General features: G+C 46.8%; 14 protein-coding genes. 6 read left to right on the top strand and 8 right to left on the bottom strand.

Annotated elements, in window-relative coordinates:
* Nucleotides 1-102: 102 nt before the first annotated feature.
* The 5 genes from tyrR to pspA form a co-directional block, all read right to left on the bottom strand.
* Nucleotides 103-1,659, bottom strand: a complete 1,557-nt coding sequence (gene tyrR, locus KO518_RS10585) for a transcriptional regulator TyrR (protein WP_216025821.1) — start codon at nt 1,657-1,659, stop codon at nt 103-105.
* Between the two features lie 83 nt (nt 1,660-1,742).
* Nucleotides 1,743-2,543, bottom strand: a complete 801-nt coding sequence (gene phhA / locus KO518_RS10580; RefSeq protein WP_216025820.1) for a phenylalanine 4-monooxygenase — start codon at nt 2,541-2,543, stop codon at nt 1,743-1,745.
* Nucleotides 2,544-2,716: 173 nt separating this feature from the next.
* Nucleotides 2,717-3,175, bottom strand: a complete 459-nt coding sequence (gene pspC / locus KO518_RS10575; RefSeq protein ID WP_216025819.1) for an envelope stress response membrane protein PspC — start codon at nt 3,173-3,175, stop codon at nt 2,717-2,719.
* Nucleotides 3,172-3,411 carry an envelope stress response membrane protein PspB gene (gene pspB, locus KO518_RS10570; RefSeq protein WP_216025818.1) on the bottom strand — a complete coding sequence of 80 codons (240 nt, stop codon included), beginning with the start codon at nt 3,409-3,411 and terminating at the stop codon, nt 3,172-3,174. Before pspB ends, pspC begins: the two co-directional genes overlap by 4 nt.
* An 88-nt stretch (nt 3,412-3,499) precedes the next feature.
* Nucleotides 3,500-4,171, bottom strand: a complete 672-nt coding sequence (gene pspA, locus KO518_RS10565; protein ID WP_216025817.1) for a phage shock protein PspA — start codon at nt 4,169-4,171, stop codon at nt 3,500-3,502.
* Nucleotides 4,172-4,384: 213 nt separating this feature from the next.
* Here pspA and pspF point away from each other — a divergent pair, with 213 nt between their 5' ends.
* From pspF to KO518_RS10535, 6 genes are read left to right on the top strand one after another with little or no spacing between them, the layout of a single operon-like run.
* Nucleotides 4,385-5,485 carry a phage shock protein operon transcriptional activator gene (gene pspF / locus KO518_RS10560; RefSeq protein ID WP_216025816.1) on the top strand — a complete coding sequence of 367 codons (1,101 nt, stop codon included), beginning with the start codon at nt 4,385-4,387 and terminating at the stop codon, nt 5,483-5,485.
* Nucleotides 5,486-5,528: 43 nt separating this feature from the next.
* Nucleotides 5,529-7,109 carry an ABC transporter substrate-binding protein gene (locus KO518_RS10555; protein ID WP_216026868.1) on the top strand — a complete coding sequence of 527 codons (1,581 nt, stop codon included), beginning with the start codon at nt 5,529-5,531 and terminating at the stop codon, nt 7,107-7,109.
* Nucleotides 7,106-8,137: an ABC transporter permease subunit gene (locus KO518_RS10550; RefSeq protein ID WP_371742297.1), complete on the top strand. Its 1,032-nt coding sequence runs from the start codon at nt 7,106-7,108 to the stop codon at nt 8,135-8,137. The genes KO518_RS10555 and KO518_RS10550 overlap by 4 nt, the downstream gene beginning before the upstream one ends.
* Entirely contained in the window at nt 8,124-9,017 is an 894-nt protein-coding gene (locus tag KO518_RS10545) for an ABC transporter permease subunit (RefSeq protein ID WP_216025815.1), read from the top strand. The genes KO518_RS10550 and KO518_RS10545 overlap by 14 nt, the downstream gene beginning before the upstream one ends.
* Nucleotides 9,017-10,012 (top strand): oligopeptide/dipeptide ABC transporter ATP-binding protein, encoded by a 996-nt coding sequence (locus KO518_RS10540; protein WP_216025814.1) that lies wholly within the window; start codon nt 9,017-9,019, stop codon nt 10,010-10,012. Before KO518_RS10545 ends, KO518_RS10540 begins: the two co-directional genes overlap by 1 nt.
* Nucleotides 10,009-10,824 carry an ATP-binding cassette domain-containing protein gene (locus tag KO518_RS10535; RefSeq protein ID WP_216025813.1) on the top strand — a complete coding sequence of 272 codons (816 nt, stop codon included), beginning with the start codon at nt 10,009-10,011 and terminating at the stop codon, nt 10,822-10,824. The genes KO518_RS10540 and KO518_RS10535 overlap by 4 nt, the downstream gene beginning before the upstream one ends.
* A gap of 68 nt (nt 10,825-10,892) precedes the next feature.
* Here the strand turns inward: KO518_RS10535 and KO518_RS10530 are convergent, their stop codons facing one another.
* Genes KO518_RS10530 through KO518_RS10520 form a run of 3 tightly spaced genes read right to left on the bottom strand, consistent with a single transcriptional unit; the run spans nt 10,893 to nt 14,094 of the window.
* Nucleotides 10,893-12,023, bottom strand: coding sequence for a sodium ion-translocating decarboxylase subunit beta (locus KO518_RS10530; RefSeq protein WP_216025812.1), 1,131 nt, complete (start codon nt 12,021-12,023; stop codon nt 10,893-10,895).
* On the bottom strand, nt 12,023-13,816 hold the full coding sequence (gene oadA / locus KO518_RS10525) for a sodium-extruding oxaloacetate decarboxylase subunit alpha (RefSeq protein ID WP_216025811.1): 1,794 nt from the start codon (nt 13,814-13,816) through the stop codon (nt 12,023-12,025). Before oadA ends, KO518_RS10530 begins: the two co-directional genes overlap by 1 nt.
* Nucleotides 13,817-13,836: 20 nt before the next feature.
* The gene (locus tag KO518_RS10520; protein WP_216025810.1) at nt 13,837-14,094 is read right to left on the bottom strand and encodes an OadG family protein; all 258 of its coding nucleotides are present in this window, start codon (nt 14,092-14,094) and stop codon (nt 13,837-13,839) included.
* Between the last annotated feature and the right edge of the window lie 257 nt (nt 14,095-14,351).

The following is a 14,351-nucleotide window of genomic DNA, read 5'->3' as shown; positions in this document are numbered from 1 at the left end:
CGCACATCTGTGCGTCTTGGGTAAAGACAAAAAAAAACCGCTAAGTATAGCGGCCTTTTTTTAACACATCACATTTTGTAAAGAGCAATATACACTGTGTAACTACAGCTTTACAGTGCCCTTATTAATACCGTATTCCCGAAGCTTGTTGGCAATCGCAGTATGACTAAGGCCAAGCTTTTTGGCCAGTTGACGAGTACTCGGATAAGAAGGATACAGCCGTTTTAATAAATCCCGCTCGAATTTCTTCACCTCTTCATCAAGGGTGCCATCAAAATTTTCATCAATATAAGTCACACTAGGCGCACAACTTGGAAGCTGTATGTCTTCTTTGGATATTTCATTACCATCGAGCAGGGAAAGCGCTCGAAAAAGCGCATTTTGTAACTGCCTTACGTTGCCAGGCCAGGGGTATTGCTGCAAAAACTCAACACAGGATTTACTGAGTTTAGCAGGGCGACGCCCCAGTTTACCACTGTGTTGCACGATAAATGACTCGGCCAAGGGTAAGATGTCCTTGCGGCGCTCCTTCAGAGAAGGCAACACCAAATTGAGTACGTTTAGGCGGTAGTAGAGATCTTTTCTAAAGGCCCTTTCTTCAACCAGTTGCCCCAAATCCCGGCATGTAGTACAAATAAATCGCACGTCTACTGCTACCGGTTTCGTGTCTCCTACCCGCCTAAACTCATTGTGCTCCAATACCCGTAATAACTTAGCCTGCAACTGCGCGGACATATCGGCAATTTCGTCGAGCAAAATAGTGCCCCCTGCTGCCAACTCCAGCAACCCAGCCTTACCCTCTGGTTGATTGAACGCACCGGCAGCGTAACCGAATAGCTCGGTTTCAGCCACGCTGTCTGGCAGAGAAGCGCAATTGAGCACTAAAAACTCACGATCACCACGGCGACTGGCCTGATGGCAAGCTTTCGCAATCATTTCTTTGCCGGTGCCTGTCTCACCAAAAATGAGTACTGGGGCATCTAAATCCGCAATTTGCTTTGCCTCTTTCACCACCTTACTCATAGTGGGCGATTCTGTAATAAAATGATTAAAGCAATCTGTATCTGCCTGGTGAAAGGCAGAAAACTGTTGACCCAGACGAATTTCGGATTTTAGGATCACAACGCCGCCGGCAAAAATAGACTTGTTGTCACCATCAGGTACCACGACGGGCAAAATGTCAGCGAGGTAATCCTGCTGAATAAACTTAACCTTCGAAGAGACGGCTTGATTATCTTTAGCCCCCATCCAACGAGAAAAATTAAAGCCTTTAACGAATTCGGCGATTTCCAAACCTTCCAACGCATTAAATGACATTTCTAATCCACTGAGTACAGCCTCATTACACATCAGAATACGACAGCGATCATCAATAGAAAACACTGGGTCAGGCAGGGTGCGTAAAATGGCAGAGAGCTGATTGCGTTCACGTTCTCCAGGCATAAAAGCCGTCGTTTTCACGTCATCAATTCCTGGAATACGGCGAATCTTTGGCATTAAGTGCCGAAAATCTTCAAACTCTATCGTCGGAAAATTGAGAAAGATTTTACCCACTTCATCAATTTCAATCCCCCGTAAATCAATCTCGTGAGTGACCAAAATATCGAGGATATCCTGGGTAATACCAAGCCGATCCTGGCAACTGATTTCTAAGCGCATAGTGTTATCTGTCTGGTTATTTTTGTTGTAAATATATATTTACAGCATATCACAAACCAATAACATTGAAACGGTAAATTACTTTAGCCGACTTGCGCTGACTTAGGCGTGAACAAAGGCTCAAATAAACCCAGTTTTCTGGCGTGTTTCACCAGGCCCATAATATCCGACTCGGCCATGGTAAAGAGATCGTCGAAATCACTGAGTACATAGTACAGAGGCTGCATGATATCAATGCGATAGGGAGTTCTGAGCGCGTCCAGAGTATTCATGGGAACCCTCACAGGGACTTGACTCTCAAGTGCTTCAAGGGTTTCGCCGGGGGAAGAAAGTATGCCGCCCCCATAAATGCGCGTGCCCGCCGGGGTATTAACCAGTCCAAATTCCACCGTGAACCAATACAACCGTGCCAGATAGATGCGGTCTTCTTTACTCGCGGCCAGACCCAGCTTGCCATAAGTATGGGTAAAATGCGCAAACGATGTATTAGTCAGCAGAGGGCAATGACCAAACACTTCGTGGAATATATCGGGCTCCTGCAGATAATCAAACTCTTCCCTGCTTCTTATAAACGTCGCAACAGGAAATTGCTTATTTGCCAGGAGCTCGAAAAAAGAGGAAAAATTAATAAGTGCCGGAACAGGGGCAGTGCGCCAACCGGTGTGCTTTTCAAGCACTGCATCAATTTCGCATAGTTGAGGGATACGGTGGGAAGGCAAATCCAATAACGAAAGACCGTGTAGATACTGTTCGCAGGCCCTGCCGGGCAGCAATCTGACTTGTCGCCCGAACAGTTCTTTCCAGATTTTATGCTCATCTAAACCCCAGCTTATTTGACCGTCCGGCCCGGGGTTTTTAGCGTGATACTTTGATGTTTTCGCCATGATAGCCTCTTCGTCATACAACACTAATCAGTCTAAAGGCTTTGTTCTGTGAAGGAAGGCTCGACGAGTGTTTGTTCTAGCCACAAGGCGTAACATTTTTTTTACATACTTCTATAGTATGCTGATTTTATAGATAAAAAAACCAGCTTAGAGCTGGTTTTTTTATCTATAGTTCATTGAAGTTGACTGATTTCTCTGTTGAGTTGAAACTCTCGGGACGTGACGTATTTTTCAACCTTTCTCAATCTCAGTTCCGCTTCTCGGAATCTACTGGAAATATCATGGAAAGCCTGTTTAGGCGGTTCACCCGCTTGCCAAACTTTGGTTTTCACCGATACTTTATGCGATTTGTCGTCACTGACATCCGGGTTCTTCCACCCTTTGCCTCTGTGGTTGCTTCCGGCCGTATATATAGTGTCTTGAGGAGTATTTTCCCCCTCAGTGGGTTGCTTGTCCAAAATAAACCAACATGCAATATAAGCGATAAACATAAACGGTCCAGCCAGAAGGAAGAACGCCGTTACAGCCAGAATACGTACCAACCATCTCTCAAGTCCAAAATAGTTCGCAATTCCTGCACACACACCAGCTATGCGGGCATTGTGCGTGTCGCGGTACATTTGACCTCTCATGCTCTGTCCCTCCATTGTGGCGCTTCGCTATCAAGTATCGATTCAAGTGTTTTGATGCGGTCAGTCATTTGTTCCGCTTTTTCCGCCAGTTCTTTAAGTGACGCATATTCCTCTGCACTTAAACCCTGACTCACCTGCTTTTTGCTGCGATAGTGCAATATTAGCCATATCGGCGCGACAAAAATGATAAACAGAATTAATGGCGCCAGTATTAAAGCGATGATTCCCTCGTCCATTACCCTTACCTCCAACAATCAGTGAGAATGCTCACAAAAGCCGGGTTCAAGCCGCCTGTGAGCAGCACAGCCTGAACCTGGACACGCATTAATCAGCGCTTTTACCTTGTTTTATTTTAGCTTTTAACGCCGCTAATTCTTCGTCAATTTTATCACCGGCTTCCAACTCGGCAAATTCATCGTTCAGCGTTTTCTTGCCTAAATCGTAGGCTTCAACCTGCGATTCCAAATCGTCTATTTTGCGTTCGTACTGTTCAAAGCGCCCCATTGCTGCATCCACTTTACCGCTGTCCAGGGTGCGTTTAACTTCCAGTCGCGAACTCGCCGTTTTCTGACGCATGATGATGGTTTTCTGACGGCTCTTCGCATCAGCAAGTTTGTCCTGAAGCTGTGAAACTTCATCCTGTAGTTTGGCAATCTGCTCATCAACCACAGCCAATTCGTCTTTCAACGTTGACGCAGCCTCAGCAGCTTTTTTGCGCTCTTGCAATGCGGCACGTGCGAGATCATCCCGATCTTTACTCAAAGCCAATTCCGCTTTGGCACCCCAATCTTCGGCATCCTTTTCATATTTGCTGATTTGCGCAACAATCTCTTTTTTACTGGCGATAGTTTTTGCCGAAGCAGAACGAACTTCTACCAGTGTGTCTTCCATTTCCTGGATGATAAGACGAACCATTTTTTCAGGGTCTTCAGCCTTGTCCAGTAATGCATTAATATTCGAATTCACTATATCGGTGAAACGCGAGAAGATTCCCATAATAATTACCTCTAGCTCGTGTTAATAAACATGCTGTGGCAGCATGGATGCGTTTAACTCTAATACTTACTATACAAATAGCTTGCCACATTGGTAAATTTTATAATCTATTGAAATTATGGTTGTTTTATTCTCTACAAATAGTTCTCGTAACTCGCACCTTTTTCTTCTACACTAATTATTAGTCGAATTGACTAACAATTGAGGGGTTACATGAGTAGATTTCGCCAACAAGATAATTTGCTGGGTCAGGCCAACAGTTTTCTTGAGACACTGGAGCAAATTTCCCAGATAGCTCCGCTCAATAAACCCGTACTCGTCATTGGTGAGCGAGGTACGGGTAAAGAACTTATAGCTGCGCGTCTGCACTTTTTATCACAACGCTGGGATCAAAACTACGTTAAACTCAATTGTGCGGCCCTTAACGAAAACCTGCTTGAAAGTGAATTATTCGGTTACGAAGCCGGGGCATTTACCGGCGCGGCAAAACGTCGGGAAGGCCGTTTTGAAGTCGCACATAATGGCACTCTTTTTCTCGATGAACTGGCAAATACCTCAGGTCTCATTCAGGAAAAACTATTAAGAGTCATTGAATACGGGGAGTTCGAAAGGGTTGGTGGAACCAAAACCCTAAAAACCGACGTAAGACTTATTGCTGCAACCAATGAAGATCTTCCAGCGCTAGCTGACAGCGGTGAATTTCGCGCCGACCTGTTAGACAGACTCGCCTTCGATGTTATTACGATTCCGCCACTGCGGGAGAGAAAAGAAGATATTCTTCTGCTAGCAGAGCACTTTGCCATTAATATGGCACGAGAACTGGAAATGGAGCTATTTAGTGGATTTACAGAAAAAGCGCGCCGTACTCTGCTTGACTACCCCTGGCCGGGCAACATCCGGGAACTCAAGAACGTGGTAGAGCGCGCGGTATACCGATGTAACAACCCACACCTGCCGGTTCACGAAATCATTATGGATCCGTTTGAATCACCCTTCAGGCCAAAGGGTCGAATTAAAACCCAAGACCGGATAGCAACGCCAAATAGCGATAGTGTCCTGTCTGATAGCCAGCCTGAGAGCCCACCTGTAATTCCTCAGGCAGTGGAAAAACCCGCGCAGATAACAGAATACCCTATTGATTTAAAAGAGCGTTCACAGCAATATGAAATTGATATGATTCGACAGGCTTTGGAAGACAGTCAATTTAATCAGAAAAAGACTGCAGAAAAACTAAGCCTGACATATCATCAGCTTCGCGGATATCTTAAAAAGTACAACCTACTCGATTCTTCAACAGAGTCAGCGGAGGCGTAATACATTGCAAACAGGGCTTCGGTGGCTGTGGGGACTGGCCGGCATGATGTTACTGCAAGGATGTGACAAAGCAGAAAGAGAGGCTTTTTACCAGTCTGGGATCATCTATTGCTCCGAGAGTAATCCGGTGAATTTTAATCCGCAGACAGACACATCCAGCACCACTGCCGACGCCACTGCACATCAGCTATACAACCGTCTGCTTAACTTCGACCCGGATACCGGTCAGGTTATCCCGAGCCTAGCAAGTAGTTGGAAAGTCTCTGACGACGGTTTAGTTTATACTTTTCAGCTCGAAAAAAATGTTGCCTTTCACGAAACCGCCTATTTTACGCCCAGCCGTCCGTTCAACGCCGACGATGTTATTTTTAGTATCGATCGATGGCGCAACGACAGCAATCCGTATCACCCGGTTTCAGGGGGCCGCTATCCTTACTTTGAAAGCCTCGGTATTGCCGATAATATCTTTGAAGTGCGGCGTATTAATGGCTATCGCGTAGAAATTATCCTAAAACGTGAAGACAGTTCTTTTCTCGCCAATTTAGCCACAGATTTTTCCGTTATTCTGTCTGCCGAATATGCAGATTACCTGCTTAGCAGGGGCACCCCCGAGCGCATCGATCACTATCCCATAGGGACTGGGCCATTTAAGTTTGTCAGTTATCGCAAGGACCATTTCATTCGTTTTGATAAACATGAGAACTACTGGCATGGAGCTGAGGGTAATAGTGAGCATCTGATTTACGATATTACCCCGAAGAGCTCTATCCGTCTGGCAAAACTAATCACAGGTGAATGCGACGCCATCGCCTTTCCAGCACAAACTGAACTAGATATAATCGTTAACCGGGAAGAACTCACATTGTCTGAAAAGCCAGGGCTGAACGTGGGTTTTTGGGCCTTTAACACTAACAGACCACCATTTAATGACCCTAGTGTAAGAAGAGCGTTGGCTCTTGCTATCGACAAAAATACGTTGCTCGAAGCGGTTTACTTTGAAAGTGCCACGCGGGCTAAAACGCTTTTACCCGCAGCTAGTTGGGCATTTCAAAGTGACGCAGAAGACACCGGCTACAACCCGGTGTTAGCACGAAAACTCCTTGATGAAGCCGGAATAGAACCTGGTTTTACTATGACCATTTGGGCAATGCCCGTAGAACGAGCCTACAACCCCAACGCAGTAAAAATGGCGGAGCTTATTCAGCGCTATCTCTCTGCCGTTGATATCCAAGTCGACATTGTTACCTATGACTGGACAACCTTTCGTCGCCACCTCCGCGAAGGTCTGCACGACTCCGTACTTATTGGCTGGTCTGCAGACAATGGCGATCCGGACAACTTCTATCGCCCGTTACTTAGTTGCGGGGCGATTCCGTCGGGTACGAATCGAGCGAGATGGTGCAACAGAGAATACGACCAACTCATTGACGAGGCGCTGCAAACCCAGGATCTGGTTCGCAGAAAAGCCATTTATGCCGAAGTCAACCGGCTACTATACAACGAACTCCCCTTAGTACCCATTGCTCACGCTTATCGGTATCAGGCTTATCGAAATAACCTTAAAGGCATGACCATCAATCCGTACGGCGGCGTGCGGTTTGCAGGAGTGACAAAATCGCTGTGATGCAAATCCTCATTCGCTACTCAACCCTGTTTGTTCTCACGCTACTGGTACTGGCGGCATTGTCGTTTGCTCTGGCGTATTTGTTTCCCGGCGACGTGCTGGTCAACCTTACAGGCATTACCCCTCACAACGAAATTCAGCGTGAAGCCCTTATCCGACAATATCAACTGGATGAACCCTACTTGTTCCAATTTTTATATTATGTGCAGCAATTGTTGCAGGGCAATTGGGGTTACAGTTTTATTTCAGGATTGCCTTTGCGTGATGAAATTGCCGTTGCCATGCCAGCGACCATTGAACTGAGTACCTATGCATTGCTTACAGCACTGTTTTTAGGCGTGCCAATAGGATGTTATGCGGGGTTGAAAAGCTACACTAAAACGGATTACACCATTAATTCGCTAAGCATGGTCAGCTACTCGTTTCCGGTGTTTTGGATAGCCTTAGTGTTTATTCTAATTTTCAGTCTGGAACTGGGTATAGCGCCTTTGTCCGGCCGGGTAAGCTTGTTATTTGACGTCCCGAATGTATCTGGCTTTGTGTTAATCGACATACTACTTGCCGACAATATTGATAGTGGTCTGGCGTTTGTCGATGCTCTGCATCACTTAATCCTGCCAACGGCTTCTATTGCGTTAATCAGTACCGCTTCAATGATAAGAATCACCCGTCGTTCGGTAATTGATGTGCTAAAAAGCCCATATATCGCCGCTGCAGAATCCAGGGGACTATCGAAAAGGAAAATTTTCTTCCAACATATCCTGCGCAATGCGCTTTTGCCCATTCTTCCTCTTATGGCTATCCAAATCACCACGCTTATCACCAATGCAATGATCGTGGAAACCCTTTTTTCATGGCCGGGAATTGGCAACTGGCTTATTCAGGCTATTTATCAACGCGATTACCCGGCGCTAAGGGTGGGAATGCTCGCAGTTGCCACCGTGGTGATCAGTTTTACTATACTAATTGATTTATTTAATCGGCTAATTGATCCAAGCAGGGAAAAATACGAACGTGGCGCAATTTAACCTCTATCAAGAAGAGTCACAGCCTACTCCCTGGCAGCGCACCTGGCAGGAATTCCGTGCTAGTCACATTGCTTTCACAGGCTTCATTGTACTGGGTTTGTTTTTCTTCATTTCTGTATTTGGTCCCTTGGTCGCTCCCTATGATCCGTTGCAGCAAAATATCGACGCGTTATTGGTTCCCCCTAGTTGGGAGGCCAACGGCACGATTTCTCACCTGTTCGGTACGGATGCCCTGGGACGCGATGTTTTTTCCCGTATTCTGGCAGGATGTCAAGTGACGTTCGGTTCGGCCATATTACTGGTACTTATCGCCATGCTCATAGGTGTATCTATTGGCACAGTTGCCGGCATGACCAGTGGTGTCAGATCCAGTGTTATCAATCACACCCTTGATGCGTTGATGGCCATTCCAACTTTACTAATTGCAATAATAATTGTCGCAATATTGGGCACCGGCTTGGTGAACAGTATGTGGGCTATAACCTTGGCACTCATTCCCCAGTTCATTCACCACACCCGTTCGTTTGTACGAACTGAAATGAAGAAAGAATATGTGCTGGCATCTAAACTTGACGGCGCAAACCCTCAACAATTGTTTTTTCACTCTATCCTGCCAAACATGATCGAAATGTTGGTGGTTCAGGGGTCTCTGGCGCTGTCTATTGCTGTGATAGACATCTCTGCACTGGGATTTCTCAACTTAGGTGCTCAGCCTCCCCTGCCCGAACTTGGCGTTATTCTCGCTGATGGTCTGGATGTCGCCTATATTGCGCCGTGGAATGTTGCACTGCCTGGACTCACTATTTTTCTTATGGTACTCGCCATCAATGTCGTTGGTGATGGTTTGCGTTCGGCACTAAGAAAGAGGTTAACCCACTAATGCCCATGCTCGATATCAAAAATTTAACGCTGGAAATCGACAACGGTGGCAACCGGGTGAAAGCCCTCGATAAGGTTAACCTAACGGTGAACAGTGGAGAAATTCGTGCATTGGTGGGTGAATCTGGTTCGGGTAAAAGTCTGATGGTTCAAGCCATATCAGGGTCTTTACCTGCCCAATGGCACGTTACTGCTGACAGAATGAGCTGGAACGGCAAAAGCATGTTGTCGATGAGCGAAAAAGAACGGCGAGAACTAATGCGTCGGGATATCGGTGTGGTATTTCAGGATCCAACGTCAGCCATGGATCCATCGGCCACGCTAGGAGAGCAGCTAGAAGAGGCAGTTCCGCGGGAATTAGTTGAGGGAAAGTGGTTTTGGCAACGCAGTCAGTCGCGGAAAAAAACTGCTGTAAGTACGGTTCACAAAGTCGGTATCAAACACCACAAGCATTATCTCAATGCCTATCCCCATCAGGTTCCTACCGATATTGGGCAAAAGTTTATGATTGCCATGGCACTCATTTCACAGCCCAAATTATTGATTGCCGATGATCCGACCCGCGGCATGGAAACCACAACAAAAACAAAAGTATTGAAGCTTCTAACACGCTTAAATCAAACCAAGTCTTTGTCCATTCTTTTTGTCAGCCATGATTTGTTAGCCATTGCCAGTATGTCCCATACCATGACAGTACTGTATTGTGGTCAAACGGTTGAATCCGGGCGTATGAAGCACATCCGCAAACGTCCATTGCACCCCTATACGAAGGCTCTGTTGGACAGCGCGCCAAGCTTTAGAAACGATTTACCGCCTAAGTCAGTACTGCCAGCCCTCGATGGCACAATCCCCTCGTTACAACACGTCCCCATCGGCTGTCGTCTGGGACCGCGATGTCCTCGAGCTCAACGTGCCTGTGTCACCACACCCAGTGTTCGCCGGATCCACGATCATACTTACAGTTGTCACTTTCCTTTGCACATGGATAAATTATGAGTGAGATCATGCATGTCAGCGGCCTGACATTTAAGCACAGTGACCAGAAACGGTGGCTAAAGAAACCGGAAGTGTTCTCCCTTGGTCCCATAGAGCTAAGTGTAAAACGCGGCGAAACCATAGCGATTATTGGAGAAAACCGCTCGGGAAAATCCCTTTTAGCCAAACTTTTAGTGGGTGCGGTAAAAGCGGACGCCGGAGAAATTTTTCTCAGCAATGTTACCTATAATGCGGCGAAAAAAAAATCGACAAAAACCTATAACAGCAGCAACGATATAAGGATGATTTTTCAGCATAGCACAGAGGCAATGAACCCCGGAATTCCGGTGGGAAAAATACTGGATGAGCCCCTAAAGTTAAATACCGCACTCCCTGAAGCGCAACGAAAACGGCTGATAGAAGAAACCTTGGTAAAAGTGGGCCTGCTGCGAGATCACTACTATTTTTACCGGCATATGCTCTCTGACGGTCAGCAACAACGGGTAGCTATTGCTCGGGCAATGATCTTACAGCCAAAAATACTGGTGGCCGATGAACCCTTTGCAGCCCTCGATCCATCGGTGCGTTCCCAAACCGTAAACCTCATATTGTCTTTACAACGGGAATTTGGCTTGGCTTTTATTTTTATTTCACATAATTTGGGCATTGTCAGGCACATTGCCGATCGCATCATCGTTATGGAAAATGGGTATATCGTTGAATCTGGGAAAACCGAAACACTGTTTCGCTGGCCTCAGCATGAAATGACTAAAAAACTGATCCAGGCGTACCAATCGCTGGTGCCGCAACAAACCATTACGTCTGTAGAGTAAAAAAGGTAGCTCAAAGCTACCTTTCTACCATTGTTACGCATTGGCAAACTGTATTTATCTAAGCTGTATCACCCAACCAGCGCCAACAGGATACCCGCGGCAACTGCCGAACCTAAAACCCCTGCAACGTTTGGTCCCATGGCATGCATGAGCAAAAAGTTATGCGGGTTACTTTGCAAACCAACCTTGTTTACGACCCTAGCAGCCATGGGGACTGCGCTCACGCCGGCAGCCCCTATGAGGGGATTGATGCCACCGCCACTGAGTTTGTTCATCAACTTAGCCATTAACACACCCGCAGCGGTGCCGATGGCAAACGCAATGGCACCTAAACCGAGGATACCCAATGTTTCCAACGTGAGAAATTTATCCGCTGACAGCTTAGAACCAACTGCCAGTCCAAGGAAAATAGTTACGATGTTTATCAATTCGTTTTGTGCTGTTTTCGACAATCTATCAACCACACCACACTCGCGCATGAGATTACCAAAACAGAACATACCCACCAAAGGTGTAGCCGACGGTAAAAATAAAATAGTTAAGATCAGCACAGCTAAGGGAAAGATGATTTTTTCCCGTTGCGACACCGGACGCAATTGGGCCATTTCGATTTTTCTTTCTTCCTCAGATGTCAGAGCTTTCATTATAGGTGGCTGAATAATCGGCACCAATGCCATATATGAATACGCTGCCACCGCGATTGCTCCGAGTAAATCCGGCGACAGTCTGGATGCCAAGAAGATTGCAGTGGGTCCATCAGCGCCCCCAATAATGGCAATGGCGCTGGCGTCTTTGAGGGTAAAATCGAAGCCCGGTAAGAAATTGAGAGAAATCGCGCCGAACAGGGTAGCAAAGATACCAAATTGCGCGGCGGCACCTAGCAATAGCATACGCGGGTTGGCAATAAGAGCACCGAAATCCGTCATTGCCCCTACCCCCATGAAAATAAGCAGAGGAAAAACACCAGAATGAATACCCACCTCATAGATGTAATAAAGCAATCCGCCGGGTTCATTGAATCCGGCCAGCGGAATATTCGTCAACAAAGCACCAAAGCCAATGGGCAAGAGTAATAGCGGTTCAAACCTCTTTACGATTGCCAAGTAAAGTAACAGTAAACCCACACCCATCATAATGAGCTGACCACTCTGAAAATGAGCCAGCGCGGTGCTGTCCCACAAGATAGACAGTTTATCCATTAGTTAAGCCCAATTAACTGTTGACCACTGGAAACCGCATCACCTTCTTTCACGGCTATACGGCCTACTACACCATCGAATGCCGAGCGGATTTCCGTTTCCATTTTCATTGCTTCGAGAATAATCACAACATCGCCGTTCTCAACAGTGTCACCTTCTGCCACCAGCACCTTAAATACATTGCCGGATAGCGGTGCATCGATACTTGCGCCTGTTGCGGCAGGCGCGGTGTCTGATGCTGATTTTGGTGATGTCAACACCGGTGTAACGCTACTTAACGCGCCGGATTCTGCCACTTCCACATGGTAAATTTTGCCATCAACTTTCACATCATATGCTGCGTTTTGCGGTGTGTTTGCGGTAGGTTGCCGCGATTGTGATAAAACTTCCGATTCGGCGGTTTCACTGCCCGGAGCGGGTTCAAATGCCTCCGGGTTTCCTCTGTTCTCAAGGAATTTAAGACCGATCTGAGGAAACAGCGCGTAGGTCAGAACGTCATCAACGCTTTCGTTAGCCAGAGTAAAGCCCTTGTCTTGAGCAAGTTCACGCAGCTCTTCGCTAAGCTTTTCCATTTCTGATTCAATCAGATCAGCAGGACGGCAAGTAATGGGTTCTCCACCGTCGAGAACCCGGGCCTGCAAGGCCTCATTAACGGGCGCAGCTGTTGCGCCGTACTCTCCCTTTAAGACGCCAGCAGTTTCTTTTGAAATACTTTTATAGCGCTCGCCCGTTAATACGTTCAGTACTGCCTGGGTTCCCACGATTTGCGACGTGGGGGTAACTAAGGGGATAAAACCGAGATCTTCACGAACCCGCGGAATTTCTTTCAGTACTTCATCAAACTTATCTGCAGCGCCTTGCTCCTTTAGCTGACTCTCCATATTAGTTAGCATGCCGCCCGGAACCTGTGCCAATAAAATGCGCGCATCCACGCCTTTTAAGCTGCCCTCAAACTGGGCATACTTTTTACGAACATCGCGAAAATAAGCAGCAATTTCTTCCAAGCCCTCCAATGACAACCCGGTATCACGAGGCGTATTTTCCAGCGTTGAAACCACGGTCTCAGTTGCGGTGTGTCCATAGGTCATGCTCATCGAAGAAATAGCCGTATCGAGCATATCAATACCTGCATCAATGGCTTTTTGGTAAGTCGCCGTACTCAGCCCAGTGGTGGCATGACACTGCATGGCAAGGGGTACGTCTACGGTCTGTTTCAACCGAGTAATGAGAGTCTCGCATTCATATGGCTTAAGAAGCCCGGCCATATCTTTAATACAAATGGAATGAACGCCCATGTCTTCCAATTGTTTCGCCATATCCACCCAGCCATCAATGGTGTGCACCGGACTGATAGTGTAAGAAATGGTACCTTGTGCATGGGCACCGCATGCAATGGCCGCTTTAACGGCTGTGCTGAGATTGCGCACGTCGTTCATAGCGTCGAAAATACGGAAAACGTCTACGCCGTTGTCGTGGGCTCGCTCTACAAATTTAGTCACCACGTCATCGGCATAGTGACGATACCCCAAGAGATTCTGACCGCGCAGTAACATTTGTTGCTTCGTCTTCGGCATTGCTTGTTTCAAAGCCCGGATACGCTCCCAAGGGTCTTCACCGAGATACCGAATACATGCATCAAAAGTTGCGCCTCCCCAAGACTCTACCGACCAAAAGCCTGCATCATCGAGTTTACTAGCAATGGGAAGCATATCTTCCAATCGCAGACGGGTCGCAAGTAGCGACTGATGCGCATCCCGCAAAACTAATTCCGTGAGAGCCAACGGCTTAGACATGACAATTCCTCTTTCCAATTTTATTTATTCGTTCGGTGCTGATGAATAGCTGCGGTTATCGCCGCCAACGTAGGTTGATCGACGCCATCATTCACCACAGACGCCGATTTCCTCAATGGCGCTGTCGGCGCCTCAGGCCCGGGAAAGCGCGTACAAAACCATGCTATACCTTTGACCCCACCAATCAGCAGCGCGAGAAATGCAAACACGAACCCCATTCCCGTGAGCATCAGTGAAGCAGCTTCCGTGAGGGGCCCGGCCAATGAAGTTGAATCCATAACACGTACCTTTTTAATCGAGTTGTGAATAAGTAACACGATAAAAAGCCAAAGACAATGAATAAAAGGTAGTAATTATGCATAAATAGACAAAAATATTGAATTGTAATTCACTGAATTCAGTGCAGGCAGGGACAATTCATCGCCCCAAATACAGGGTAAAGAGGAATGAATAAAAGAAAATGAAAATGCTTGAAACGGAAACAAAAAAGCCCACCAAATGGTGGGCTTTCAATATGGCGCGTGTGGAAGGATTC

The organism is Aestuariibacter sp. A3R04 (assembly GCF_018860805.1).
Lineage (GTDB): Bacteria > Pseudomonadota > Gammaproteobacteria > Enterobacterales > Alteromonadaceae > Alteromonas.
Note: the sequence above shows the minus strand (reverse complement) of the source record. Positions and strands in the feature narration are given on the sequence as shown.